This window comes from Gemmobacter lutimaris, from assembly GCF_003570715.1.
Lineage (GTDB): Bacteria > Pseudomonadota > Alphaproteobacteria > Rhodobacterales > Rhodobacteraceae > Gemmobacter > Gemmobacter lutimaris.
Genome location: NZ_QXXQ01000006.1, coordinates 1 through 24,756, shown reverse-complemented (window position 1 = coordinate 24,756; position 24,756 = coordinate 1). Strand labels below are relative to the sequence as shown.

27 protein-coding genes, 1 tRNA gene and 1 pseudogene are annotated in these 24,756 nt (G+C 65.7%); 8 read left to right on the top strand and 21 right to left on the bottom strand.

What is annotated here, in order from left to right; translation table 11 throughout:
* Positions 1 to 61 precede the first annotated feature (61 nt).
* Together D2N39_RS11980 and D2N39_RS11975 are read left to right on the top strand one after the other, a co-directional pair.
* Positions 62 to 1,249 carry a phosphoglycerate kinase gene (locus D2N39_RS11980; protein WP_119135027.1) on the top strand — a complete coding sequence of 396 codons (1,188 nt, stop codon included), beginning with the start codon at positions 62 to 64 and terminating at the stop codon, positions 1,247 to 1,249.
* 135 nt (positions 1,250 to 1,384) lie between these two features.
* A complete protein-coding gene (locus D2N39_RS11975) occupies positions 1,385 to 2,461 on the top strand; it encodes a calcium-binding protein (protein ID WP_119135026.1) in 1,077 nt (358 codons plus the stop codon).
* A 49-nt stretch (positions 2,462 to 2,510) separates the two neighbouring features.
* Here D2N39_RS11975 and D2N39_RS11970 read toward each other — a convergent pair whose 3' ends face one another.
* Positions 2,511 to 3,386 carry a calcium-binding protein gene (locus D2N39_RS11970; RefSeq protein WP_119135025.1) on the bottom strand — a complete coding sequence of 292 codons (876 nt, stop codon included), beginning with the start codon at positions 3,384 to 3,386 and terminating at the stop codon, positions 2,511 to 2,513.
* Positions 3,387 to 3,717: 331 nt separating this feature from the next.
* Between D2N39_RS11970 and D2N39_RS11965 the strand changes: the two genes are divergently transcribed.
* Entirely contained in the window at positions 3,718 to 4,014 is a 297-nt protein-coding gene (locus tag D2N39_RS11965; protein WP_119135024.1) for an FtsB family cell division protein, read from the top strand.
* On the opposite strand, the gene D2N39_RS11960 is transcribed toward D2N39_RS11965, so the two are convergent.
* Positions 4,011 to 4,418, bottom strand: a complete 408-nt coding sequence (locus D2N39_RS11960) for an SRPBCC family protein (protein ID WP_119135023.1) — start codon at positions 4,416 to 4,418, stop codon at positions 4,011 to 4,013. The genes D2N39_RS11965 and D2N39_RS11960 overlap by 4 nt on opposite strands.
* Positions 4,419 to 4,584: 166 nt before the next feature.
* Between D2N39_RS11960 and pdhA the strand changes: the two genes are divergently transcribed.
* Genes pdhA through D2N39_RS11945 form a run of 3 tightly spaced genes read left to right on the top strand, consistent with a single transcriptional unit; the run spans position 4,585 to position 8,256 of the window.
* Entirely contained in the window at positions 4,585 to 5,574 is a 990-nt protein-coding gene (gene pdhA, locus D2N39_RS11955; protein ID WP_119135022.1) for a pyruvate dehydrogenase (acetyl-transferring) E1 component subunit alpha, read from the top strand.
* A gap of 10 nt (positions 5,575 to 5,584) precedes the next feature.
* Complete coding sequence (locus tag D2N39_RS11950; RefSeq protein WP_119135021.1) at positions 5,585 to 6,952, top strand: pyruvate dehydrogenase complex E1 component subunit beta; 1,368 nt, start codon at positions 5,585 to 5,587, stop codon at positions 6,950 to 6,952.
* A gap of 8 nt (positions 6,953 to 6,960) precedes the next feature.
* Positions 6,961 to 8,256, top strand: coding sequence for a pyruvate dehydrogenase complex dihydrolipoamide acetyltransferase (locus tag D2N39_RS11945; RefSeq protein WP_119135020.1), 1,296 nt, complete (start codon positions 6,961 to 6,963; stop codon positions 8,254 to 8,256).
* Between the two features lie 79 nt (positions 8,257 to 8,335).
* On the opposite strand, the gene cysE is transcribed toward D2N39_RS11945, so the two are convergent.
* From cysE to D2N39_RS11850, 19 genes are all read right to left on the bottom strand, one after another.
* Positions 8,336 to 9,148, bottom strand: coding sequence for a serine O-acetyltransferase (gene cysE, locus D2N39_RS11940; RefSeq protein ID WP_119135019.1), 813 nt, complete (start codon positions 9,146 to 9,148; stop codon positions 8,336 to 8,338).
* Positions 9,149 to 9,213: 65 nt separating this feature from the next.
* Positions 9,214 to 9,507, bottom strand: coding sequence for a DUF7742 family protein (locus D2N39_RS11935; protein WP_119135018.1), 294 nt, complete (start codon positions 9,505 to 9,507; stop codon positions 9,214 to 9,216).
* Complete coding sequence (locus tag D2N39_RS11930; protein WP_119135017.1) at positions 9,507 to 13,400, bottom strand: baseplate multidomain protein megatron; 3,894 nt, start codon at positions 13,398 to 13,400, stop codon at positions 9,507 to 9,509. The genes D2N39_RS11935 and D2N39_RS11930 overlap by 1 nt, the downstream gene beginning before the upstream one ends.
* 24 nt (positions 13,401 to 13,424) lie before the next feature.
* Entirely contained in the window at positions 13,425 to 13,874 is a 450-nt protein-coding gene (locus D2N39_RS11925) for an NlpC/P60 family protein (RefSeq protein WP_119135016.1), read from the bottom strand.
* Entirely contained in the window at positions 13,871 to 14,761 is an 891-nt protein-coding gene (locus tag D2N39_RS11920; RefSeq protein ID WP_119135015.1) for a DUF2163 domain-containing protein, read from the bottom strand. The genes D2N39_RS11925 and D2N39_RS11920 overlap by 4 nt, the downstream gene beginning before the upstream one ends.
* Entirely contained in the window at positions 14,758 to 15,390 is a 633-nt protein-coding gene (locus D2N39_RS11915; RefSeq protein WP_119135014.1) for a DUF2460 domain-containing protein, read from the bottom strand. The genes D2N39_RS11920 and D2N39_RS11915 overlap by 4 nt, the downstream gene beginning before the upstream one ends.
* A 9-nt stretch (positions 15,391 to 15,399) precedes the next feature.
* A complete protein-coding gene (locus tag D2N39_RS11910) occupies positions 15,400 to 16,053 on the bottom strand; it encodes a phage tail tape measure protein (RefSeq protein WP_054304644.1) in 654 nt (217 codons plus the stop codon).
* Positions 16,031 to 16,249 (bottom strand): rcc01693 family protein, encoded by a 219-nt coding sequence (locus D2N39_RS11905; RefSeq protein ID WP_119135013.1) that lies wholly within the window; start codon positions 16,247 to 16,249, stop codon positions 16,031 to 16,033. Before D2N39_RS11905 ends, D2N39_RS11910 begins: the two co-directional genes overlap by 23 nt.
* On the bottom strand, positions 16,246 to 16,566 hold the full coding sequence (locus tag D2N39_RS11900; protein WP_119135012.1) for a gene transfer agent family protein: 321 nt from the start codon (positions 16,564 to 16,566) through the stop codon (positions 16,246 to 16,248). Before D2N39_RS11900 ends, D2N39_RS11905 begins: the two co-directional genes overlap by 4 nt.
* Positions 16,567 to 16,568: 2 nt before the next feature.
* Complete coding sequence (locus D2N39_RS11895) at positions 16,569 to 16,982, bottom strand: phage major tail protein, TP901-1 family (RefSeq protein ID WP_119135011.1); 414 nt, start codon at positions 16,980 to 16,982, stop codon at positions 16,569 to 16,571.
* 74 nt (positions 16,983 to 17,056) lie between these two features.
* Positions 17,057 to 17,449 carry a DUF3168 domain-containing protein gene (locus D2N39_RS11890; RefSeq protein WP_119135010.1) on the bottom strand — a complete coding sequence of 131 codons (393 nt, stop codon included), beginning with the start codon at positions 17,447 to 17,449 and terminating at the stop codon, positions 17,057 to 17,059.
* Complete coding sequence (locus tag D2N39_RS11885) at positions 17,446 to 17,784, bottom strand: head-tail adaptor protein (protein ID WP_119135009.1); 339 nt, start codon at positions 17,782 to 17,784, stop codon at positions 17,446 to 17,448. The genes D2N39_RS11890 and D2N39_RS11885 overlap by 4 nt, the downstream gene beginning before the upstream one ends.
* Positions 17,781 to 18,380 (bottom strand): head-tail connector protein, encoded by a 600-nt coding sequence (locus tag D2N39_RS11880; RefSeq protein WP_119135233.1) that lies wholly within the window; start codon positions 18,378 to 18,380, stop codon positions 17,781 to 17,783. The genes D2N39_RS11885 and D2N39_RS11880 overlap by 4 nt, the downstream gene beginning before the upstream one ends.
* 148 nt (positions 18,381 to 18,528) lie before the next feature.
* Positions 18,529 to 19,728 (bottom strand): phage major capsid protein, encoded by a 1,200-nt coding sequence (locus tag D2N39_RS11875; RefSeq protein ID WP_119135008.1) that lies wholly within the window; start codon positions 19,726 to 19,728, stop codon positions 18,529 to 18,531.
* 33 nt (positions 19,729 to 19,761) lie between these two features.
* Entirely contained in the window at positions 19,762 to 20,334 is a 573-nt protein-coding gene (locus tag D2N39_RS11870) for an HK97 family phage prohead protease (RefSeq protein ID WP_119135007.1), read from the bottom strand.
* A gap of 5 nt (positions 20,335 to 20,339) precedes the next feature.
* A complete protein-coding gene (locus tag D2N39_RS11865; protein ID WP_119135006.1) occupies positions 20,340 to 20,588 on the bottom strand; it encodes a GTA head formation protein, RCAP_rcc01685 family in 249 nt (82 codons plus the stop codon).
* Positions 20,585 to 21,760, bottom strand: coding sequence for a phage portal protein (locus tag D2N39_RS11860; protein WP_119135005.1), 1,176 nt, complete (start codon positions 21,758 to 21,760; stop codon positions 20,585 to 20,587). Before D2N39_RS11860 ends, D2N39_RS11865 begins: the two co-directional genes overlap by 4 nt.
* A gap of 101 nt (positions 21,761 to 21,861) precedes the next feature.
* Positions 21,862 to 23,238 (bottom strand): DNA-packaging protein, encoded by a 1,377-nt coding sequence (locus tag D2N39_RS11855; protein WP_199725246.1) that lies wholly within the window; start codon positions 23,236 to 23,238, stop codon positions 21,862 to 21,864.
* Positions 23,153 to 23,479 (bottom strand): hypothetical protein, encoded by a 327-nt coding sequence (locus D2N39_RS11850; protein ID WP_233557127.1) that lies wholly within the window; start codon positions 23,477 to 23,479, stop codon positions 23,153 to 23,155. The genes D2N39_RS11855 and D2N39_RS11850 overlap by 86 nt, the downstream gene beginning before the upstream one ends.
* Positions 23,480 to 23,729: 250 nt before the next feature.
* Between D2N39_RS11850 and D2N39_RS11845 the strand changes: the two genes are divergently transcribed.
* Positions 23,730 to 23,819, top strand: a tRNA-Ser gene (locus D2N39_RS11845).
* 349 nt (positions 23,820 to 24,168) lie between these two features.
* Positions 24,169 to 24,630: pseudogene (locus tag D2N39_RS11840) on the top strand (DUF3883 domain-containing protein); the annotation flags it as partial.
* Positions 24,631 to 24,756: the final 126 nt, after the last annotated feature.

Sequence of the window (24,756 nt, the reverse complement as noted above, 5' to 3'; positions counted from 1 at the left end):
ATCGGTTGACGCGGCGCCCGCTTCGGCGGAAAGAAGGGCAACCGCTTGCGAGGAGGCTCTGATGGCTTGGAAGACACTCGACGACATGGATCTGGCCGGCAAGACCGTGCTGACCCGCGTGGACATCAACGTCCCGATGGAAAACGGTGTGGTGACCGACGCGACCCGGATCGAGAAGATCGTGCCCACGGTGAAGGATATTCAGGCCAGGGGCGGCAAGGTCGTGCTGCTGGCGCATTTCGACCGGCCGAAGGGCAAGGTCGTGCCTGAGATGAGCCTTGGCCATGTGCAAGACGCGCTGGCGCAGGCGCTGGGTTGCAAGGTGGTCTTTGCCGCCGATTGCGTGGGCGATGTGGCGAAGGCCGCGATTGATGCCGCCAGCCCCGGCGATGTGGTGCTGCTGGAGAACACCCGCTTCCATGCCGGCGAGGAAAAGAATGACGCCGATCTGGCCAAGGCCATGGCGGCGCTGGGCGATGTCTTTGTGAATGACGCCTTTTCCGCCGCGCACCGGGCCCATGCCTCGACCGCGGGGATCGCGCATCTGCTGCCCGCCGCCGCAGGCCGGTTGATGGAGGCGGAGCTGCGCGCGCTGGAATCCGCGCTTGGCAAGCCGGTACGGCCAGTGGTGGCCGTGGTGGGCGGCGCCAAGGTTTCGACCAAGCTTGACCTGCTGGGCAACCTTGTCTCGAAGGTCGATCATCTGGTGATCGGCGGCGGCATGGCCAATACCTTCCTCGTGGCCAAGGGCACCGAGGTCGGCAAGAGCCTCGCCGAACGCGACATGGCCGAGACCGCCCGTGCCATCATGGCCAAGGCCGGGGCGGCGGGCTGCACCATCCACCTGCCGCTGGACGTGGTGGTCGCACGCGAATTCAAGGCGGGGGCCGCGAATGAAACCGTGGCCGTGGATGCCTGTCCGGCCGATGCGATGATCCTCGACGCGGGCCCCGCGACGGTGGCGGCGTTGGAGACCGTGTTCGCGGATGCGAAAACGCTGATCTGGAACGGCCCGTTGGGCGCCTTTGAAATCGAGCCTTTCGATACCGCGACCAATGCCGCTGCGCGTTCGGTGGCCGCGCTGACAAAGGCGGGCAAGCTGGTCTCGGTGGCCGGGGGCGGCGATACGGTGGCGGCGCTGAACAAGGCGGGGGCTGCGGGCGACTTCAGCTTCATCTCCACCGCCGGGGGCGCCTTTCTTGAATGGATGGAGGGCAAGGAGCTGCCCGGCGTCGCCGCGCTGATGTGATGCCCCTGTCGCCCCCCTGCTCGGGTGCCCCCTGTTCGGGTGATTGACAGGACGGGGGCACTTGCGCCAGCACTTCGATCAGGCCCCGCCGATGACCGGCGGGGCTTTTTTCGAATCGATATTCAGGGCATCGCCATGGCGCTTACGGGCTTCCCCAATTTCCCCACTTTTCCGAATGTCTGGCAGGGCACGGACCGCAGCGAGAAAAAGAACGGCACCAAGGGTGCTGACCAGTATTTCGGCATGGATGGCAACGACACGCTGTATGGCGCGGGCGGCAATGACATCCTCGACGGCAACCGCGGCAACGACAAGCTGTATGGCGGTGCGGGCCATGACACGCTGACCATTCTGGGGTCGGATACGCTCAGCGGTGGCTCGGGCTTCGACTTCTTCGAGGTGGTGGGGATCAAATACGATCAGCGCCTGCCGTCGAACAGTTCGGTCATCACCGATTTCACCGCCAAGGGCGCCAATCACGACGTCCTGCAACTGGCGAATTTCGATTTCAAATGGAAGGACCGCGATGGCGACCTGTCGGACGGGTTCTCGTTCCAGCGCAAAGGCAAGGATACGCTGATCACCGCCGAGGATGCGGGCGGCAATGTCTACAAGATCCTTGTGAAGAACGTGCTGCCGGGCGCGCTGACCACAAAGAATGTGCAACTGATCGACAAGCCGGGCTTCAATCTGCCCGCCACCGCCGAGCCGGGGCTGGACTGGAGGGGGACCAAAGCCGCCAATGACCGCGTGGGCACGCGGGGCGACGATTTCATGCTGGCACGCGGCGGAAATGATACGCTGTCAGGTCTGGGGGGCGACGACACGCTCAACGGTGAAAAGGGCGCCGACAGGGTCTATGGCGGCTCTGGCGACGACCGGATTTATGTGTCGGGCGGCGACAATGTGCGGGGCGGTGCGGGCGAGGATGTCTTCGTCTTCCTGTCACATGCGAAATTCGCCAGCATGACGGATGCCGGGCTGGGCCATGTGCGCGACTTCCGCGCCGCCGAGGACAGGGTGGAGCTGACGCTGTTCGGTCTGGACTGGGAGGGCCGCGACGCCGGGCTGGAAGACGGCTGGCAATTGCGCAAGGTGGCGAACGGCTGGCGGGTGGACATCGCCGATGGCGATGCCGGGCGCATTTCCTTCGTGCTGCACACAAAGGCAGAAGCACTGGATGAAAGCCATTTCCTGTTCGGCTTCGCCTGACAGCAGAAGGCCCGCCCCGAAGGGCGGGCCGTTACCGTTTGCAGGGCATTCAGCCCATCGGTGTATCGTCGGCAAGCGTGCGCAGGCGATCGGCCAGCGCATCCATGTCGGTCCAGTTCAGCACCCGGATGGAATCGCGGCCAAAGTCGATCACAATGTCCTCACCCTGCACCCGCGCATAGGTGTCGAGCAGATCGCCTGCATTCTCCATCCCCTCCCAGCGTGACGCGGCAAGATAGATGGAATCGTCGGCTGTCATGTCGCCGATCACGTCATTGCCGTTGTTTTCACCAAAGACGAAGCTGTCGGCCCCGCCGCCACCGCGCAGACGGTCATTGCCGCGCCCCCCGTCCAGCATGTCATCGCCGCCATTGCCCATCAGCATGTCACGGCCCTTGCCACCCATGAGCGTGTCGTCACCGAAACCGCCCAGCATGGTGTCATTGCCCGCATCTCCGCGCAGGCTGTCGAAACCGGCGTCGCCGCGGATCAGGTCATTGCCAAGACCGCCGTGCAGCGTATCGTTGCCCGCAAGGCCACGGATCGTATCATCACCGCCGAAACCATAGATGTAATCGCGGAAGGACGAGCCGGTCATACGGTCCTCGGCGCCAAAGATGAAGCGGAAGGTCTCGCGCCCGCCTGCACCCGACAGCGCATCCACCACAGTCGCCGCATCCAGATCGACGCCCCGGATACGGACCACCGGGTTGCCCAGAACCTGAAGATCCATGCCATTGACAGTGCCGGTCGCATCCTCGGCGCTGTTGATCGTGTAATCGCCGGTCAGTGCCACGCGGTTACCGCCAAGCCGAAGCGTCACCGCAGTCGGGTCTTCGGTATTGGGCACCCCGAATTCGGCGTCATAATAACGGGACAAATCTAGCCCGCGCTTGATGAAACTGGTCGTTGTAAGCGTGACCATTACAGATACTCCGTTTGAGGCGCATGGCCGAAAAAGTTAACGAAATGTTAATTCGGAGCCGGTCACCGGGTCAAGAATTGTGCCAGATGCCTTTGATTATTCAGTTCTTTTTTGATGCGATAGCTTGCGCCCATCGCAACAATCCTTCCCGGCACACCGCAATCGCGCGGATCATGGGAACAATGCAGCCTGACCGAGGGCCGCCGATTCGGCTGTGGGACGGTTGCAACAGTCACGCCCCGACCGGAGGACAGCGATTCACATGCTGATTCGGCTGTGCCATATTGGCCGAACCCTTCCGCCAAACGAGAAGGGACGAGGCAGATCGACCATGAACCCGCACCGCCCCTCCATCGGCAGTCTGATGATCTTCGCTTTGGCGCTGACGCTGGGGGGTTATTTCACCTTTGCCGCCGTGCAGGGCGACTACGGCGTGTTCCGCCGCGTGCAGATCAATGCCGAGGCAGAGGCGCTGATTGCAGAACGCGACCGGCTGCGCGCCGAACTGGCCGAATTGCAAAACCGCACGCTGCGCCTGTCTGATGCCTATCTGGATCTCGACCTGCTGGATGAACAGTTGCGCGACGTGCTGGGCTATGTGCGCGCCGACGAACTGGTGATCCGCTAGGCCTGCGCCTCGGCATGCCGGGCGAAGCGGTCAAGAATCGCCTGCCAGCCCTGACGCTGCATTTCCTCGGGATGCGTGGTTTCGGGGTCGAAGACCTCGGTCACCCGCACGCCTTGCGGGGTTTCGGCAAAGCTGACCTCCAGCGCACGCCCCCCGAACACCGCCACAATGCGCCGCATCGGCTCCACTTCGGTATAGTCGCCCTCGAAATCGAAGCCCATGCTGCCGTCCTTCGCCTCCATCCGCGACCGGAACTTGCCGCCGGGCCGAAGATCGACCTCGGCCGCCGTGGTGTGCCAGTCATCCGAGGCGGCATTCCAGGCCATGATGTCCTCGGGCGTCGTCCAGCAGCGCCAGACAGTTTCCAGCGGTGCCCGGACCATGGCTTCGACAGTGATCGGCATTGGCTTCCTCCTGTTGCGCAGGCACAGTCTGCGGCAGAATCCGTCGGGGATACAGCGAAAAACACGCTGCAACGCGGCGAGGGTTTTTCTTGCCAGACGCCTTATTTTTCCGATAATGTGCAGATAGTTTAACGCTGAACTATTTTGCCAACCGGGAGGGAGCCGCATGGCCACCAAGAAGGCACCTGAGAGACCCAATGTCTCGAAAGAGGAACTTCTGAAATATTACCGCGAGATGCTGCTGATCCGCCGCTTCGAGGAGAAGGCGGGGCAGCTTTACGGCATGGGTCTGATCGGCGGCTTCTGCCACCTGTATATCGGACAGGAAGCCGTGGTCGTGGGGCTGGAAGCGGCCACCAAGGACGGCGACAAGCGCCTGACCTCTTACCGCGATCACGGGCATATGCTGGCCTGCGGCATGGACCCCAAGGGCGTGATGGCCGAACTGACCGGGCGCGAGGGTGGCTATTCCAAGGGCAAGGGCGGCTCCATGCACATGTTCAGCCGCGAGAAGCATTTCTACGGCGGGCATGGCATCGTGGGCGCGCAGGTGCCGCTGGGCGCCGGGCTTGCCTTCTCGGACTGGTATAAAGGCAATGACAACGTCACCTTCACCTATTTTGGCGATGGTGCGGCGAACCAGGGTCAGGTCTACGAGACCTACAACATGGCCGAGCTGTGGAACCTGCCGGTGATCTTCGTCATCGAGAACAACCAGTATGCCATGGGCACCAGCATGAAGCGTGCGACCAAATCGGTCACGCTTTACGGCCGGGGCGAGGCGTATGGCATTCCGGGCGAACAGGTGGACGGTATGGATGTGCTGGCGGTGAAGGCGGCGGCCGAAAAGGCCGTGGCACACTGCCGCGCGGGCAAGGGACCGTATATCCTTGAAATGATGACCTATCGCTATCGCGGCCATTCGATGTCGGACCCGGCGAAATACCGGACCCGCGAAGAGGTCGAGAAGATCAAGACCGAAAAGGACTGCATCGAGCATGTCCGCGATCTGCTGACGCAGGGGGGTCTTGCCTCCGAAGACGAGCTGAAGGCCATCGACAAGGAGATCAAGGCCATCGTGAACGAGGCGGCCGAATTCTCCAAGGAAAGCCCGGAACCGGCGCTTTCCGAGCTTTACACCGACATCTACGCCTGAGGGGAAAGACATGGCAATTCAAGTTCTTATGCCCGCGCTTTCTCCGACCATGGAGGAAGGCACGCTGGCCAAATGGCTGGTGAAAGAGGGCGATGTGGTCAAATCCGGCCAGATCATCGCCGAGATCGAGACCGACAAGGCCACGATGGAATTCGAGGCGGTCGATGAGGGGATCATCGGCAAGATCCTGGTGGCCGAAGGCAGCGCCGGCGTGAAGGTGAACACCCCGATCGCCGTGCTGGTGGAGGAAGGCGAAAGCGCCGATGCCGCCGTCGCGGCCCCTGCCCCGGCGGCGGCCGCTGCGGCACCCGCCGCCGCTGCATCGGCCCCGGCGGAACCCAAGGCGCCGGTCTCGGTCGTCTCCAAGGCCTCGCCCGACTGGGCCGAAGGCACGCCGATGAAGACCATGACCGTGCGCGAGGCACTGCGCGAAGCCATGGCCGAGGAAATGCGCGGCAATGGCAACGTGTTCCTGATGGGCGAGGAAGTCGGCGAATATCAGGGCGCCTACAAGATCAGCCAGGGCCTGCTGGACGAATTCGGCCCCAAGCGCGTGATCGACACGCCGATCACCGAACACGGCTTTGCCGGCATCGCCGTGGGCGCCGCCTGGGGCGGGTTGAACCCGATTGTCGAGTTCATGACCTTCAACTTCGCCATGCAGGCGATCGACCATCTGATCAACTCGGCCGCCAAGACCAATTACATGTCCGGCGGTCAGCTCGGTTGCCCCATCGTGTTCCGTGGCCCGAATGGCGCGGCGGCGCGCGTGGGCGCGCAGCACAGTCAGGATTACGCGGCCTGGTATGCGGCGATCCCCGGCATGAAAGTGGTGATGCCCTATTCGGCAGCCGATGCGAAAGGTCTGCTGAAGCAGGCGATCCGTGATCCGAACCCGGTGGTGTTCCTGGAAAACGAGATCCTTTACGGCAAATCCTTCGAAGTGCCGGATATGGCGGATTTCACCATCCCCTTCGGCAAGGCCCGGATCTGGCGCGAGGGCACGGATGTCACCATCGTCAGCTTCGGCATCGGCATGACTTATGCGCTGGAGGCCGCCGACAAGCTTGCCGCCGAGGGCATCAGCGCCGAGGTGATCGACCTGCGCACCCTGCGCCCCATCGACTATGACACGGTGCTGGCTTCGGTCATGAAGACCAACCGCTGCGTCACGGTCGAGGAAGGCTTCCCCGTGGGCTCCATCGGCAACCATATCTCGTCGGTCATCATGCAGCGCGCCTTCGATTATCTGGACGCGCCGGTGATCAACCTCTGTGGCAAGGATGTGCCGATGCCCTATGCGGCAAACCTTGAGAAACTTGCGCTGGTGACGACCGCCGAAGTGGTCGATGCCGTGAAATCCGTCTGCTATCGCTGAGGTGTGACATGGCAATCCAGGTTCTGATGCCCGCGCTTTCGCCCACGATGGAAGAGGGCACGCTGGCCAAATGGCTGGTGAAGGAAGGCGACGAGGTGAAATCCGGTCAGGTTCTGGCCGAGATCGAAACCGACAAGGCCACGATGGAATTCGAGGCCGTGGATGAAGGCGTGATCGGCAAGATCCTGATCGCGGAAGGCAGCGCGGGGGTGAAGGTGAATACCCCGATCGCCGTGCTGCTGGAGGAAGGCGAGGATGCCTCGGCCGCTGCTGCGGCACCCGCCCCCAAGGCCGAAAGTGCGGCGCCTGCGGCCCCGGCCACCCCGCCCGCTGCAGCGGCACCTGCCCCGGCGGCGCCGGTCGCTTCGGGCGGTGCGCGGGTCTTTGCTTCACCGCTGGCCCGTCGCATCGCGGCGGAAAAGGGGCTGGATCTGACCTCGGTCAAGGGCTCCGGCCCGCATGGACGCATCGTGAAGGCGGATGTCGAGGGCGCCACGGCGGCCCCGAAAGCCGCCGCCCCGGTCGCAACCGCTGCTCCTGCGGCGGCCCCGGCTGCGGCACCTGCCCCGGCGGCGCCTTCGGCGGATGCGGTCAAGAAGCTCTATGCCGACCGCGCCTATGAGGAAGTGCCGCTGGACGGGATGCGCCGCACCATCGCCGCGCGCCTGACCGAAGCCAAGCAGACCATCCCGCATTTCTACCTGCGCCGCGAAGTGCAGCTTGATACGCTGATGGCCTTCCGCGAGCAGTTGAACAAGTCGCTGGAAGGGCGCGGGGTGAAGCTGAGCGTCAATGACTTCATCATCAAGGCCTCGGCGCTGGCGCTGCAAAAGGTGCCGGATTGCAATGCGGTCTGGGCGGGCGACCGCATTCTGAAGATGAAGCCCTCGGATGTGGCGGTGGCCGTGGCCATCGACGGCGGCCTGTTCACCCCGGTTCTGAAGGATGCCGACAAGAAATCGCTGTCGGCCCTTTCGGCCGAGATGAAGGATCTGGCGGCGCGCGCGAAATCGAAGAAGCTGGCCCCGCATGAATATCAGGGCGGCAGCTTCGCGATTTCCAACCTCGGGATGATGGGGGTCGAGAATTTCGACGCCGTGATCAACCCGCCGCATGGCTCGATCCTCGCGGTTGGCGCGGGGGTGAAGAAGCCGGTGGTCAACAAGGCAGGCGAAATCGTGGTGGCCACCATGATGTCGATGACGCTGTCGGTGGATCACCGGGTGATCGACGGCGCGCTGGGGGCCGAGTTCCTCAAGGCGCTGATCGAGAACCTCGAAAATCCGATGATGATGCTGGCCTGACAGCCAGCACCCCAAGCACCCCAATGGAAAAGGCCCCGGATCGCTCCGGGGCCTTTTTCGTTTTCACCTGCGACAGGTTTCAGCAGTCGCAGTCCTTCAGGATCTGGTTCATGCTGACGGCGGGTTGCGAACACCCCGCTTCCCCCACCACCTTGGCCGGAACGCCGGCCACGGTCGTGCAGGGCGGCACGTCCTGCAACACTACGGACCCGGCCGCGATACGCGAGCAATGGCCGATGCTGATATTGCCCAGCACCTTGGCCCCCGCCCCGATCAGCACGCCATCAGCGATCTTGGGGTGGCGGTCGCCGTCTTCTTTGCCGGTTCCGCCCAGCGTCACCGAATGCAGCATGGACACATTGTCGCCCACCACCGCCGTTTCACCGATGACGATGGAATGGGCGTGGTCGATCATGATGCCGCGCCCGATGCGGGCCGCCGGGTGAATATCGACGCCAAACACCTCTGACACGCGCATCTGCACGAAATAAGCCATGTCAGCCCGCCCCTGCCCCCAGAGCCAATGGCCCACGCGATAGGCCTGCACCGCCTGATAGCCCTTGAAGAACAGCATGGGCTGCAAATAGCGATGGCAGGCGGGGTCACGGTCGAACACCGCCACCAGATCGGCGCGCGCCGATTGGCCCAGCGCCGGATCGGAGGCATAGGCTTCATCCGCGATCTCGCGCAGAAGCTGCTCACTCATCTCGCCGCTGGCGAGTTTCAGCGAAAAGCGATAGGCAAGCGCGCGTTCCATTGTCGGATGGTGCAGCAGGCTGGAATGGACCAGCCCGCCCAGAAGCGGCTCGGCCGCCACCGCTGCCAGCGCCTCTTCGCAGACACGCGACCACACCGGATCGACCGGGGCGATTTTGACTCTGGTCTCTGCCATGGGGAACTCCGTCCGTTCGGGTATTGGAACGACAGTATAGGCAATTTTCACGTCCGTTCCAGACGTCACCCTTCCATCCGGCAATACCAGAGCAGCAATCGCCGGATCGTGATCTCCTGCGCCGCCAGAAAGGCCCGGTCTGACGGGTGCGCCTCGCGGCGTGCAGGGCACAGCATGGCGCGCGACATCAGGCTGCCATCGCCAAGGCCGGGAGCCATCCGGCCAAGGCGTTTGACGATGCGATGCGCCATATGTGCCTCGGCAATCAGGCGGTCGGCCAGCAGCTCCCATTCCTGCCGGGGCCGCGCCATCAACGCGCGCGCGGCCGCATTCAGATCGCCCGGCAGCACCGCACGCATTACAGCACGAATGTCAGCGCCGCGGTCGGCCCGGCGCCGAAGCTGGCGGAAAGCTGCGCGACGCGCAGTTCCACGGGGCCTGCCGCGCCATCAGCCGATTGCATCGCGACCGGATAGGTCCAACCCGGCGCAGAGCAACGATCCTCACGCAGCAGGGTCGCGCCTTGCCAGACCTGCACGAGGTAATCCTCCCGGTCCTCGCCCAGCGGCACTTCCGCCGCCTGCCAGCCATCGCCGTCGCTCCGGGTGCGCCGCACCCAGGCAAGGGCCAGATCACCGCCATTGCGCTGCGCCGTCAGGTGGCAGGGCGCATAGGGCCGCAACCCCACGCCCTCGAAAGCCGCCACCCGATGCGTGACTGTCGGGTGGTCATATCCCCGCGCTGCGACACCGATGCGGTAATGCCGCTCCAGCCCGCGCAGGCCGGGTGGCAGATCGATCTGCGTCGGTGCCCCATCCAGCAGCACGATCTGGCTGCCGATAGGCCATTCATCAGGCATCACCCCGTCGGTTCCAGCCTGCCCGCGCAGCCGCATCCGAAGCTCATAGGTCATCGGCGCCACAAGCTGCGCTTCCGTAAACTGGAACACCTCCCAGATGCCGCTGTCCGCATCACCGATGGCCATGGCATTGCCACCTCCCAGCACCGCCCGCTTCCCGGCCGAGGTCAGATGCCCCGAGGTCAGCCGCACCCGCAGCCCCGCCCCGCGATCCCATCGCCCGGCAGGTGCGCGCGCCAGCACCGTCTCGGTCCGCCCGATGGTTGCGCTGCGGCTGATCGTGGTGTTCAGCGCATAGCCCGCATCCTCGGGTGCCGACCACAGCGCGACCGTCCCCGGCCAGGGCCGCCCGCCCGCTGCCACATGCGGTGCCCCCGGAACCTCGGACCCGGTCAGAAGCGGCAGATCGAGGAACACCGGATAAATCGGCAGCGGCGCCAGATAGGCGCGCGGCTCGGGGATTTCCTCGGCATAGGGCGCGGGCAGATAAAGCCCGCGTTCGGTGCGCACGCCTTCGGCCATCAGCACGTCACCATGCTCCAGCCGATCAATACGGTAATCCGCGCCCGCGACCCGCGCCACATCACCCGCGCGCAAGCCCATGGCCGAACGCGGCAGCGCAAAGCGCAGCGTATCGCGCGCCACCTGCGCCTCCGCCAGCCAGCGTTCGGCGATGGCCGCGCCCTCGGCCCGGGTCAGCACCAGCGGCAGGTCGGATTGCGCCACCGTCGGCACCACATCCCCCGGCGCCACTGCCCCCGCCTGCCGCACCGCGAAATCGCCATCGGCCTCGGTAAAGCCCACCTGGACCCGCCCGGCGCTTTCAGGCTCTGGACTGCGGCTGGTCTCCACCGGCCCTGACAGATCTGGCGAAACGGCAAGGCTTTCCGTGGCGAAGCTCGCGCCCGTCTTGCCGTCCCGCATGCGGAACACCAGCTTGCCGCCCTGATCGGTGGCATCGAACCCATAGGCCAGCATCAGCGGTTGCAAGGCCGCGCGGGCCGATCCGATCTCGGTCAGGTAAAAGCCCCGCACCACGCCGACCAGATCAGAGACATCGAAATCCGTCAGCCCTGCGCGCTCGCAAATCTCGGCCACAACCGCCGCAAGCCGCTGCCCGGCCATGCGCCCGGTGATCCAGTGGCCACGCGCGTAATTGCCGCCGTCGCTCCAGACGCTCGCAACAGCAGGAAAGGCCGGATAGGGCCGTGCATCCCAGGCCCAGACATGCGACCGCGCCGTATCCAGCATCCGCCCGTCATAAAGCGCCGAGCGCGGGTTATGCACCGGGTCAGCCCAGTATTCATGGAACGCCAGCAGATAATGCATCTGCATCAGATCATCGCGCCGCCCGGTCGATGCCCTCGGCAAAACGGATTCCGAGGATTTCGGATCCAGAAACCTGTTCGGCTGGTTGGCACCCTTGTCGATGGCCGCACAACCATATTCGGTGAACCAGACCGGCTTCGACTGCGGCACCCAGTCGGATGCCACCGCCGCGCGCACCCCGTCGATCCGGTCGTGGTGGCGTTCGGACCACCAGGACCGCAGATCCTTGTAGCGATAGACCCAGGGCTCGCCATAGGCACCATCCTCGATGGGACGACGGCGTTGCAGCTGCTCGGCCTCGTCACTGTCGTAGTACCAGTCGAACCCCTCACCGCCTGCGACATTGGCCTTCAGATAATCAAGGTCATAGACCCGGCGCCATGCCGCATCCAGATGCCCTTCCTCGTCGCGCCAGTCGCTCAGCGGCATGTAATTGTCGATGCCGATGAAGTCGATATTCGGGTCGGCCCAAAGCGGATCAAGGTGGAAATATACATTCCCGCCCGTGTGATAGCCAAAATACTCCGACCAGTCGGCCGCATAGCTGATCTTGGTGCCAGCCCCGAGGATCGCCCGCACCTCGGCCGCAAGCTGGCGCAGTGCCGCCACCGCCGGAAAACTGTGACCCGGCCCGCGGATTTGCGTCAACCCGCGCATTTCCGACCCGATGCAGAAGGCATCGACCCCGCCCGCCGCCGCGCAAAGATGCGCGTAATGCAGGATGAAGCGGCGATAGCGCCATTCGGTAGCACCAGCATAGCTGACCGAAGTGCCATCAATGGTGAAATCCGAAGGCTGGGCGCTGCCGAAGAAATCCGCCACCTCGGCGACCGCGCCAGAGGTCTGATCGCTCGACCCGGCCCGCCCCGGCGCCTGCGCCAGCGTGATGCGGCCACGCCAGGGCAAGGGCGGCTGGTCGGCCGCGCCGTCCCAGGGGTTTTCCAACCCGTTGCCGGCCAGTTGCTCCATCAGGATGAAGGGGTAGAACATCACGCTCTGCCCCTTTGCCCGCAGCGCCGTGATCGCCTCCACCACCGCCGCATCGGCGGGTGTGCCACCATAGACGGAGCTCCAGTCAATGCGCGGCACCTCCTGCGCCGCATCGCGCCCGATGCCGCCCGCCCGCCAGACCATACCCACGCCTTCCTGCGCGGTCTGTTCGACCTTGGGACGGATCTCGCATGTCCCGCAGCGCAGGTCACTGCCAAACCACGATACCACCAGCGAGACCGAACCGCAGTTCGGCGCCTCCTCCTCAAGCTGCTTCAGCGAGGTCAGGAAATCGCTGCGCCCCGAGGGCGAGTTCACATTGGCCGACCGCACCGCCGCATCGCCCTCGGCGTAATGCACCGCCGTGGTGGCCAGCGAATATTCGCCCGTGCCGGGGATCAGCGCAACGGCCCGCACAGCGTCCTGAAGGCTGGTCATCGCCGCCGCCGCAGCGCCTTGCGCCGGGCGGATCACCTCGAAGGAAAGCTGCGGCACCCGGTTGCCGAACCGGCCAAGCTCCAGATCCTCGATCACCACATAGGCGATACCGCGATAGGCTGGCGCCAGATCCGCCCCCTCCACCGCCTCTATCTTCGGATCGGGCAGTTGCGTATCGCTGCCGGTATAGACCCGCAGGCTCAATTCGCCCGACGCGATTTCCACCCCGTCGGCCCAGATCCGGCCAATGCTGGAAATTCGCCCCTGACACAGCGCGACGGCAAGGCTGACGCTGTAGGAATAGGTCGTGGTGCGCGGGCTCGGCGCACCCTTGCCGCCGCCGGTGGTGCTGGTCTGTTCCATGAAGCGTGTGGCCCAGATCACCTGACCCGCCACCCGCACCCGGCCAAAGACCTGCGCCACCGCCGCCCCTTCCGAAGCCCCCATCAGGCGGAAACGATCCACCCGCCCAACCTCGACCGCCTCGGAGCCCGCGCCCAGCAGCTTCTGGTCCAGCACGCGGCCCAGCGTGGCCCCCACCGCGCGGCCGATCACCGCGCCGGACAGGCCCAGAACCGTGCCGCCAAAGCCCGATCCGATCGCGGCCCCGGCCGCGGACAGCAGTATCGTCGCCATTCAGCGCGCTCCTTCGAAGATTGCTCAGCCGCGCTCTGCACGGTCAGGAAATGCGAACCGCGCCGCTATGCGGCGCTTCCAGGGGGCAGACAGCGGGCTTTCAATCACCCCATGCCCCGTATAGGCGTGAACGAAGCTTTCACGCCGCCCGACCTCGGCCATGATGCCCAGATGCTTCGCCACACTGCCCGCGCGCATGCGAAACAGGATCACATCGCCCGGCGCGGCCTCAGTCATCGGCTTGGGGATCAAGAACCGCATCCCCGCAACCAGCAGCGCCTCCTCGCCCGAGGGCTCCGCCCAATCCTGCGTATAGGGTGGAACTTCGGTCGGCTCCGGTCCCACCAGAGCCCGCCAGACACCCCGGATCAGGCCAAGACAATCCGTCCCCGCCCCCCGCGTCGCGCATTGATGCAGGTAGGGCGTGCCGATCCAGCGCCGCGCCTCCGCAACGATTTCGTCACCCCGGCTCATCCGCGAAGACTCCTGCCGTCATTGACCAAAGACGAGGACGGGAAAGAGGTCAGCCAATCCTCGCCCGGAATATGCGGAAAGCCACGAAAGTTCAGGAAATTGTTGAACTTCTGCCGACAGGTCTCGGGCCGCTTGTCGCATCCCGCCACCAGCCGCACCGCCGTGCCCGCCGCCACATCGGCACCCAAGGCGCGCCACAGCCCTATCTCGCGCCGACCGTCGGCAAGAATACGGTCTGTCTTGATCGCCCCCGACAGACCAGCCGCCGCCCCGTCGCGCAAAGTCAGCACCCCGCGCTCGAACCAGCCCTGCGGATATTCCACCAGCGGCGCAAAGCGGAACACGCGCCGCTCCGCCACCTCGGCCAGCACACAATCGGCGACAAACTGCGGGTCGTCCAGATCGACCCCGCACTCTTTGTCCCGCAGCAGCGCCGCGCATTCGCGCTGATACACCCGCCCCTGCGGATGGTTCAGCCGCTCGGCCAGCCCGCGCAGTTCTGCCTCGAATCCCGTGCCATTGCGCGTGATCTCGCCCAAAGTGCCGCGAAACAGCAGATCGCGTTGCTCCAGATCGGCCCAGTTGACCAGCCATGCCTCAACCTCGGCGCCATCATAGCGCCCGGCCAGAATATCGGCCTCGGTCAGCCCAACATCGCTCAGCGCCCCCATGGCCTGCGTATTATCCACGGAAAGCCCGGTCGATTGCTGCAAGGCCCCCGCCGTCAGCCCGGTCGAGGCGCGGAAGGTTACCCCCCCGAACCGCAGATCACCGTCATGGTCGGTAAAGCCCATCTGCGTCCCGTCAACCCGCCGCACCAGCCAGGCCCGGCACACCGTTGTCACGCCGCCCGCCAGATGCGCCAGCAGATCGTCGCGCGCGCTCATACCCGCACCTCCACCACCGGAACACTGGGCACATCGCCCGCCTGAAACGAAGCGACCGAAGTCTGAATGCGATCAGTATCAAACCGCACCGGCACGTCGAATTCGAACCCGGCCGAGATCGCCACCCCCACCGCAGGTGGCGTGGAAAACCGCACCACCCCCGTTGTTGTATCAATGTCGAACTCCAGCCCTTCGACCTTCTGATCGCGGTCCACCGCCACCAGAACGGTGCCGCGCACAGGCTTCACCACTGGCCGCACATAACTCGCCTCGCCCGAGCGATAGGTCTTGCACAGCCCGAACTCGACCCGCGCGCCATCGCCCGTACCGATGATCTGGTCGAACGGCGTCACCGCGCGCGAGGCACGGCCGGATTTGTAATCCGACCAGTCCTTCCAGCGAAACCCGAACATCTGCCCGCGCCGCGCCTCGAAGAACGCGATCAGCGTTTCCACATCGTCCAGCGACCGCAGCCCCACGCCTGCGTCATAGCGCCGGCGCGAATGCTCCCACGGCGTGTTCCGCTCCTCGAACCCGTTGGTCAGCGTCACGATTTCCGTGCGCCGCTCCGGCCCGCCGACTGAACCGAAGCTCAGGTTGGCAGGAAAGCGAATGTCGTGAAATGCCATGATCCCTCCTCAACGGTTGCGCTGGCCACGCGCAAGCGCCCGGCTGGCCTGTGCCGCAATCTGCGACTGGCTGCGCTGAAACCCCTGCACATCGGGGGTGGTGATATTCATCACCACCGTCACCGGCCGCCCGCCGCCGGAGGCCTGCACCCCCAGCCGCCCGTCTGCACCGCGCGCCAGCGGCATGATCGCCTCCGGCCCCGCCTCGCCCATCAGCCCGCTGCCGCCACGCATGGGAAAGCTGACCGGGCTCGACACCACGCCACCCTTGGCGAAAGGCATCACCCGGCCCTGCGTAAAGGCGCCACCCTTGGCGAAGGGCATGATCCCGCTGAACAGCGCATTCATCCCCTCGGCCAGCAACCCGCCCACCGCATTCTGCACCGGCTTCATCGCCACGCCGTAAACTGTGTCAACCATGCTGCGCGCCACGCTTTTCAACGCATCCGACAATTTCATGCCGTCGAACACCAGCCCGTCGAAGGCGCGCCTGAGGCCGCCGCTGATGCCGCTGCTCAGTTGATTGACCTCGCGGCCGGTGAACAGCAACGTGTCGCGCATCCGCGCCAGCTCGCCCTCGAAGGCGGTGACCATGCCTGTCGTGCCGTCCAGCGTCGCCTCCAGCGCCGCGACCTGATCTTCAAGCGTCTCCAGATCCGCCATCCGTCCTGTCCTTCCTCAGATCGGGAAAGGCCGCGGCCAGTTCGTCTAGCCGCGCCCGTGTCATCGCCGGGGCCGCGCGATCCGCCCCCAGCATCAGCCGCAGCTCCACCGGCGTCAGCCGCCAGAACTCGGCCGGGGTCAGCCCAAGCCCGTTCAGCCCCGCCCGCATCAGCCCCGGCCAGTCGATGTCGCTCATGCCTCGCCCGGCAGTGCGAAGGCCCGCGCCAGCAATTCCGCAGCCGCCCGCGCCGCCCCGACCGGCCCGCCGCCGATCTCGACCGTGCGCAGATCCTCGGCCCGACCCTGCCAGCCGCCGCCGCGCAAGCCCGCCACCAGAAGCGCGAGCACATCGCGGCTGGAGATCCGCCCCGCCTCGAACCGCGTCACCAGATCGACCAGCGTCTCCTCGCCCAAGGTAACCTCCAGTTCCGCCAACGCCCCGAGCGTCAGCTTCGCCACATGCGGCACGCCCTCCAACGTCACCACCACCTCACCGGCAAAAGGGTTCGCCATGGTCAAAGCGCCGTAAACGTCAGCGCACCGGCCGAGGCGAGCGTCAGCTCATAGGTCGCCTCGCCGTTATGGCTGCCGGAATATTCGATGGCGGTGATCTGGAACGGCCCCTCCACGATGCCGAAATCCGGGATCACCACCTGGAAGTTTGGCATCTCGCCATCGAAAAAGATCTGCCGCGCGCGCTCGTCGGTATTGGAGTCCCTGAACACCCCCGAGCCCGAGATACTGGCCGAGCGCACACCCGCCCCCGCCAGCAACTCGCGCCAGCCGCCCTGGCTTTCAAGGCTGGTCACATCCACCGTTTCCGCGTTGAAGCTGATGCGCGTGGCGCGCAACCCCGCGATGGTCTCGAACTGAAGGCTGCCGTTCACGTCGATCTTGACCAGCAGGTCCTTGCCGCTTTGCACTGCCATGGAATTCTCCGATTACTGTATGAATTGGCGGCATATCCACAGAAGAACCGCCATCAATGTTCGATTAGTGCAAGTCAATCCTCGACCCGGACATCAAAGCGAAGGTCGATCCGCCGTGTGGCACCGGCACCCAGCCGCCGCGCCACCGCCCGGACGAAGCGCATCAGCACCACCCGCCCCCGCGCCAGCACCAGCGCCTGATCGGTCAGCGCATCCGAGACACGCACCGCGATTTCCTTCGCGGTCAGGAACCCCGCCGCATCGGAAATCACACTGATCTGCACCCTGTGCAGTGCGCCCCCGCCAGTCTTGTCGCTGGCATCCAGCGCCTCCTCCGGCCCGATCAGAACGAAGCTGCCGCTGCCCGCAGCCTCGGGCGGTGCATCAAACACCGCCAGATCGGGCAGCGCCGAAACCAACCGCTGATAGACCGCCGCCTGCAAGGCAGCCGCGACGCCATAGCTCATGCCGGCACCTCCTCGCGTGCGAAACAGATCAGATACCGCCCTGCGCCATCGCGTTCCGTCACCGCGAGGATCGGGAACAGCCGTGCCCCGTCGCGGAACCTTTGCCCCGGCTTCGGCCGCGAGACCGCGCCCTGCGCCGCCCCCCGCACCACGATCCGATAGGCGACCGAAGACAGCACCACTTCCGCGCCCGCGACCTCACGCCCCGTGCCCGGCAGCACCTCAGCCCAGAGCGTGCCCAGTGCCTGCCAGCCTTCCACATAACCGCCCGCACCATCGGCCCCTCGCGCGGGCGCCTCCAACACCAGCGGCCGCGTCAGCAAGGGCGCGCTCATGCCGCCCCCCCGCCCAGCACGCGCACATTACGCCAACGCTCCACCAGCAACTGCACAGCGCGCGGCAACGCCTCGGCCTGCCCGCCCGGCTCGTGCCGGGTTTCATAGAACTGCCCGGCAAGCAGCAGCACGGCCTGCGCCAGATCGGCAGGAACCGCCGCCCATGTCGCGCCGAAACCCGCCTCGAACACGATCTCCGCCCGCCCGTCCTCCGGCACGACGGGTAGCAACGTGCCCACCGAGACCAGCCGTGGCCGATGCGTATCGGCCATCAGTTTCCAGCGCGCGGGCGCAACCGGAATAGCCGTCTCGCCCGCAGCAAACAGCGTCACCGAAGTCACCGCTGCCACCGGCGCCACCGGCAGCGCCTGCGCCCCCGCATCGCGCCAGCGTTCCAGCACCAGACGGAACGACCGCGTCAGCAACGCCTTCCCCGTGCGGGCCTCGATCGCCGTCATTGCCGCCCGCAGGCAGCTTTCCAGCAGCGCATCCTGCATTCCGTCATCGGCAAAGCCGGTGCCCAGACGCAGGTGGTCCTTCACCATCTGCACCGGCAGCACCGCCCCCGGCACGGCCGTCAGTTCTGTCAACATCATCATCCGCTCCTTGCCCCCCGATGCGTCCCCAAGGCGGGACCGGACGCGCGCCCCGCGCCACTCGGACGGAGGGGAGCAGCTAGAAGGCGCCGGAAAGGCGCGCGTCCGCAGGTCCGGGGACAGCGCCCCCGGACCATCCGTCAGCCGATCAGGAGACGGCGAATTTCAGCAACTTGATCGCGGCGAAATCACTGACATCGCCACCGACGCGCTTGGTCGCATAGAACAGCACATGCGGCTTGGCCGAAAACGGGTCGCGCAGCACGCGCAGATCCGGGCGTTCCGCCACCGTGTAACCGGCCGCAAAATCACCAAAGGCCACGGCATAGGCATTGGCGCCGATGTCCGGCATGTCCTCGGCAATCAGCACCGGATAGCCCATCAGCCGCGCGGGCTCGCCCGCCGCCAGACCGTCGCTCCACAGGAAACGGCCATCGGCGTCCTTCATCTTGCGCACTGCGCCCGCGGTTTTCGAATTCATCACGAAGCTCGCGTTGGCGCGGTAGGTCGCATCCAGCGCATAGACCAGATCGACGATGGCATCCGCCGGATTGGTCGCCGCGAAATCGCCTGCCGTGCCGGTGGCAATGTAGCCCAGCCCGCCCCAAGCCCAGACATCCTGCGCCACCTTGGTATGGGTCAGAAAGCCCTTGGGCTTGCCGATCCCGTCGCCACCGACAAAGGCCGCCGCCTCGGCACGGGCAAACTTGTCGGCGATCCGGCCCGCCAGCCAGCCCTCCACGTCAAAGGCGCTGTCGTCCAGCAGGCGCTGGCTGGCCTTGGGCATGGCCGAAAGCTCGTGCAGCGGAATCGAAATGCGCTCGATCTGCGGCGCGGCGGTCTCGGCCACCGCGCTTGCCTCTGTGGCCCAGCCCGTGCCCACGTCGCTGTGGTCGATGATCACATCGAACGAGGTCGCCTCCACCTGCACCACATTGGCAATCGCCCGCAGCGAGGAGGTGGATTTCAGCGAGGACCGGATGGTCTCGGCCGTCTGCGGATCGACCAGATAGCCACCCTCCGCCGCCACGGCAGTGTTCAGCCCCTTGCCCTCCAGCACGAGGCCGCGCAGTCCGTCATCATCGCCTGAGCGCAGATAGGCGTCGAAGGCCTTCTGATGGGGCGCCCCCAGTTCGGCCGCAGCCGAAAGCGCGGGGCGGCCGTAGGTCATGGTCTTGCGGTCCAGCATGGTCAGTCGCTCTTCCTGTTGTTGCAACGCATATTTCACTTCACCCTGAAAGACACTGAATTCTTTCAGAAAATCCGTAACAGCGGCCTTCACTTCAACCGCTGGTTCCATCGAGGCGGCAGACATGCCGCCATCGCCCCGTGCCTTGTGCCCGGTCATCGCCTTGTCCTTTCCGTTTGTCGTAAAGACCGACTACCTGTCGGCCAGGGTTCGCCGCGCCGCGTCAAAGACCTGCGCCAGCGAGCGCCAGGTGTCGTCGGGCCGGTCGCCCTTCGCGGCCACCCGCGCCTCGGCCAGCATGGGGAAGGTGACCAGCGACACCTCCCACAGCTCCAGCTCGGTCAGAAGCCGCTGCCCCTTCCCGTCGCGTTCCGATTTCACCGTGCGATAGCCGATCGACAGCCCGTCGATGGCGCCCGCCGCCAGCAGCGCCGCCGCCTCGCGGCCACGCGCCACCTCGGGCAGAAGCCGCCCCTTGACCCAAAGGCCCCGGCCATCCTCGCGCACCTCGTCCCAGATGCCGATGGGCTGCGTCGGGTCGTGCTGCCACAGCATCTTCACCCGCCGCGCCGCAGCACCCAGCTTCGCCAGCGATCCGGCATAGGCCCCCGCCTGCACCACATCGCCGCCCTGATCGCGCCGCCCGAACAGGCTCGCATAACCCTCGATCTCGGTGCCGCCGGTGACCCGCAACCCGGCCTCAGCCGTATTGCCCAAGGCCACGAATTTCCGCTCCGGCGCACCGAAGCCCGTGATATATCCCATGCCCGTCACCTCATCGCCGCTTTCAGCACCGCCTCGGCCCCCTGCGCCAGCAGGAAGGCCGCGACGCCGTAAACCCCCAGCCAGATGCGCTTCTCCAGCCGCTCCAGCGCGCTGTCGATCTGCGTCAGCCGGTACTCCAGCGCGGTCCAGCGTTCCTCCGCCACGCGCTCGTTCGCCTCGATGCGCGCCGCGGCCGCATCGAAACTGTCGTAAAGATAGCGCGACCCGCCGGAGGCCCGCTCACGCCCGCTCATTCCTCCTCCGCCAGCCGTGGCAGCCCCAGCAGGGCGCGCTTCTCGGCCTGCGTCAGGAAATCGGCCGCCCCGACCCGCGCCCATTGCTGGTCACGCTCCACCGCCAGCGCCGGCACCTGATCCAGATCGGGGCGCAGCTCCACTGCCTCGCCGGTGAAGCCCGCCAGCCAATGCGACACCGCCGCCGTGACCTTGCCCACCAAGGGCAGCACCGTCAGCCGATAGAAGGCGCGGTTCGCCTCCTGATAATTCGCATAGGTCGCGTCGCCCGGAATCCCGATCAGCATGGGCGGCACGCCAAAGGCGATTGCGATCTCGCGCGCCGCAGCCTCCTTGGTCTTCTGGAACTCCATGTCGCTGGGCGAAAACCCCATTGGCTTCCAGTCCAGCCCGCCCTCCAGCAGCATCGGCCGCCCCGCATTGCGCGCGCCCTGATGGTTCGCCTCAATCTCGGTCACCAGCCGGTCATATTGATCGGGGCTCAGCACCGCCTGCCCGTCACCGCCCTTGTAGACGATGGCCCCCGAGGGCCGCGCCGCATTGTCCAGCAGCGCCTTCGACCAGGCACTCGCCGCCGAATGCACATCCAGCGCCACCGCTGCCGCCTGCATCGGCGCGAAACCGTAATGGTCGTCCTGTGGATGGAAGCTGCGGATATGGCAGACCGGCACCCCCTCGCCCGTCATGTCAAACCGATGCACCCGGCCGCCGACCTTGTAGTCATAGGCGACAGGCCAGCCATCCGCCCCCGGTACAAGGCTCATCCGGTCCGAGCGCAGCACATGCAACTCGCCCGGAACCTTGCCGCCCCCCGGCACCGCCTCCAGATAGGCGTTGCCCGACAGCAGAAGCTGCGCATAGACCGCCTCGAACAGATCCGCCCGCCCCTGCGCCGGATTGGGCCGCCGCACCAGATCCAGCACCGGATGCTGCTCATAGCGCCGCTCGGCATCCTGCAAGACCAGCGGCAGCGCCGCCGCCGCCTCGGCGATCAGCTTCACCGCGCGAAACCCCACCGGATTGCCCTGAAAGCCGTTGCGCACAAGGCTCACCGTGTCCCGCGCGCTCCAGACCGACCGGCCCGAAAGCCCGAAGGCCACCACCCGCCCCGTGGCCGAGGCTTTCTGCTCCGGCGCCACCCTTTCGGTGCGCCGCAGGAAATCGAACACCATCCCGCTCTCCTTCATCCGGGCAACAGCCCACCATGCCCGCACGCCAGCGCGCGCGACCCGGAGCCTCTTGCTTTCTGTCCAAATACCCCCGCCGGAGGCGCCTACAGCCGCCGCACCTGCGGGCTGCCCAGCCGCTGCGCCGGCTCCACCATCAGCGCGGTCAGCGCCCAGACCAGCGCATCCACCCGGTCGGGCGAGCCACGGCCTTCATACCCCCGCGCCGTCATCCGGCACATCTGATCCTCAAGCCGTGCCAGCCCGCGCAGATGGCGCACCCGCCCCTGCTCATACAGCGCCGCCACCGGCTCAGCCCGCGCGGCCTTGCCCTTCGAGGCCCGCACCGCCCGGAACGGCACCAGCGGATCGACCTGCCGGATCACCGCCTGCACCAGATCGCCGCCCTGATTGACCTCGGCCACCAGCCGGTCGGCGCCGTGCCGCTGCATCGCGGCAATCGCCGCCCGAGCCCAGCCATCGGGCGAGGCGCCCTGCACGCTGGCATCTTCCAGCACACAGGCCCGCCAGTCCTGCACCGGCCCCTCGGTCACCGCGCTGACCACCACGATCCCGCACTCGTCCGAACCGCCATGGCCGGTGACCGGCGGATCGACCGCCACCACCACTCGCCCCTTGCCCGGCGCCTGCGCCACGCGCGCCCGCTCCAGCATCTCATGCGTCCAGAGCGCGCCTTCCGCATCCTCGACCAGAATGCCCTCCAGCTCCTGCATGCCCGCCCGCGTGCCGCCATAGCGCGCCGTCACCTCATCGAGGAAACTCGCCGCCAGATAGGCGCGGTTGGCATCCGTCGGCGCATGGGTCACCACCGAAGACGGGTTGTTCAGGATCGCCTTCAGCACCGCCACATTGCGCGGTGTCGTCGTGACCACCTGCTGCGGATGCGGCCCCAGACGCAGCGCAAATTGAAGCTGGTCCCAGGTCTCCTCCGCCTTCTTCCACTTCGCCAACTCGTCCACCCAGGCCGCATCGAACTGAGGCCCGCGCAGGCTTTCCGGCTCATGTGCCGAAAACACCTGTGCCACCGCGCCGTTCGGCCAGACCAGCCGCCGCCGCCCCGCCTCCCATTGCGGGCGCCGGTCCGGGGGCGAGCACGCCAGAATCCCGCTGTCGCCGAAGATCATCACCTCGCGCACCTGATCCAGCGTCTCGCCCACTAGCGCCACCCGGCTGGCCCGGCCGGGGTCGGCGGGGCGCGCACCTTCCACCTGCGCGCGCACCCATTCCGCCCCGGCCCGCGTCTTGCCAGCCCCGCGTCCGCCCATGATGACCCAGGTTTTCCAGGCCCCCTCAGGCGGAAGCTGGTGCGGCAGCGCCCAGAACTCGAAAATCCACGGCAGCGCCAGCAGCGCCGCGTCGCTCAGCCCGCCCAGAAACTCATCCACCACCTCCGGCGTCACGGAGGCAAGCCAGCCTGCGCCCGATTTCAGTCCGCGCCGCGGTGAAATCCAGCTCTCCGCCATGGCCTCCTGCGACCCCGGCAACCTGCTTGCGGAGTTTGTCAACACGCGTCCTTTCATCCATGACCATCTGGAAAGCCACGCGCAGGTCCTTCACGGCCTGCGCCGCAGCCTTCACCTCGCCCAGTTCACCATCCCGCAACCTTCGCGTGGCCATGGCCAACTCCAGCGCGATCTCGTGGTAATATTCTTCCGTCGCCCTCAGCAAAGCCTCAGGCCCGTTCTCTCCCGCGGAGAAGTCCATTCCCATCCTGCTGCCGCCCGCCTCTCATGCCTCCGCACGAGTGAAATGGAAAAACACCGTCCGGGGCGCCCCCGATCCGCCGCTCCCCCATTTCTTCTAGCATGCGCCGATCTTTACACGCCCGAGGCGGATAAGTCAAATTATTTATTATTTTCAATATATTAACGCATAGATCCCTCTAGAACCTGCTCACGCAACACCCACGCAACCACTCTTGGCAAACCCCAACCAACCGGCTAGACCAGCCGACGGAACAGTGGCCGAGTGGTCTAAGGCAACCGACTTGAAATCGGTCGGGCCAGAGATGGTCCCGTGGGTTCGAATCCCACCTGTTCCGCCACTTGCACATTGCAAACCCGAAAACAGGTCCCTCGCGGGGCCTTTTTCTTTATGTGCCAAAGGGGTTTGCAGGGACCATCCGCCCTTCGGAGACTGGCCTGCCGCGCGAGATCGGTCTCCGAACGCACAGCGTCTCTTTTCACCCGCCCCTCGCTCCCGGCGAGACGGATTCACAATCCCCATACATTTCAATGAAATGACCGGATCGCGTTGCGCCCCCGTTTCGCTGGTTCCGGCTTGTCTCAACGCGGATGGCGACGCGACACGGGCGGCGTGGTCGTTGGTATGTCTTGGGAGTTTTGCGCGAAGTCTCTGATGACAAACACAGTTACGGCCCCTAGCCTGGCGCAATGTCAAATGGGGCCTGGGCCGATCAAGAGAACGACCTAATCGTCGCGGATTACTTCGCGATGCTGGCCGACGACGTCTCTGGTCGCCCCTACAACAAGGCCGAGCACCGGCGCGGGCTTCTGCCCCTGTTGAACGAAAGGTCCGAGGGATCGGTCGAGTTCAAGCACCAGAACATCAGCGCCGTGCTGAAGGGGTTGGGTGAGGACTGGATCCCGGGTTACAAGCCGGCTTTCAATTTCCAGATGACCCTAGTTGACGCTGTGGCGCGCTGGCTGGCGCTGAACCCGGCCTGGCTCGGCCGCCATGCGGGTGCAGGAGCGCCGACTGGCCTGGCGGAGGCACGGCCGATCTGGATCAGGCCGCCGCCCACGTTGTCGAACCAGCCGCCTCCGCAGGAGCTGGAGCAGATGCTGCACATCGCCCGCAAATTCGATGTCGCGGCGAGAGACGAGCGAAACCGTGTATCGACCCAGTGAAGATCTGCTCATGCTACAAGGGAGAACGTAGCAATGAGTGTGACCATGGACGACAGCATCAAGCGCTGGATGGCGAAGCGTAAAACCGCGCTGGTGATCGAGATCATGCAG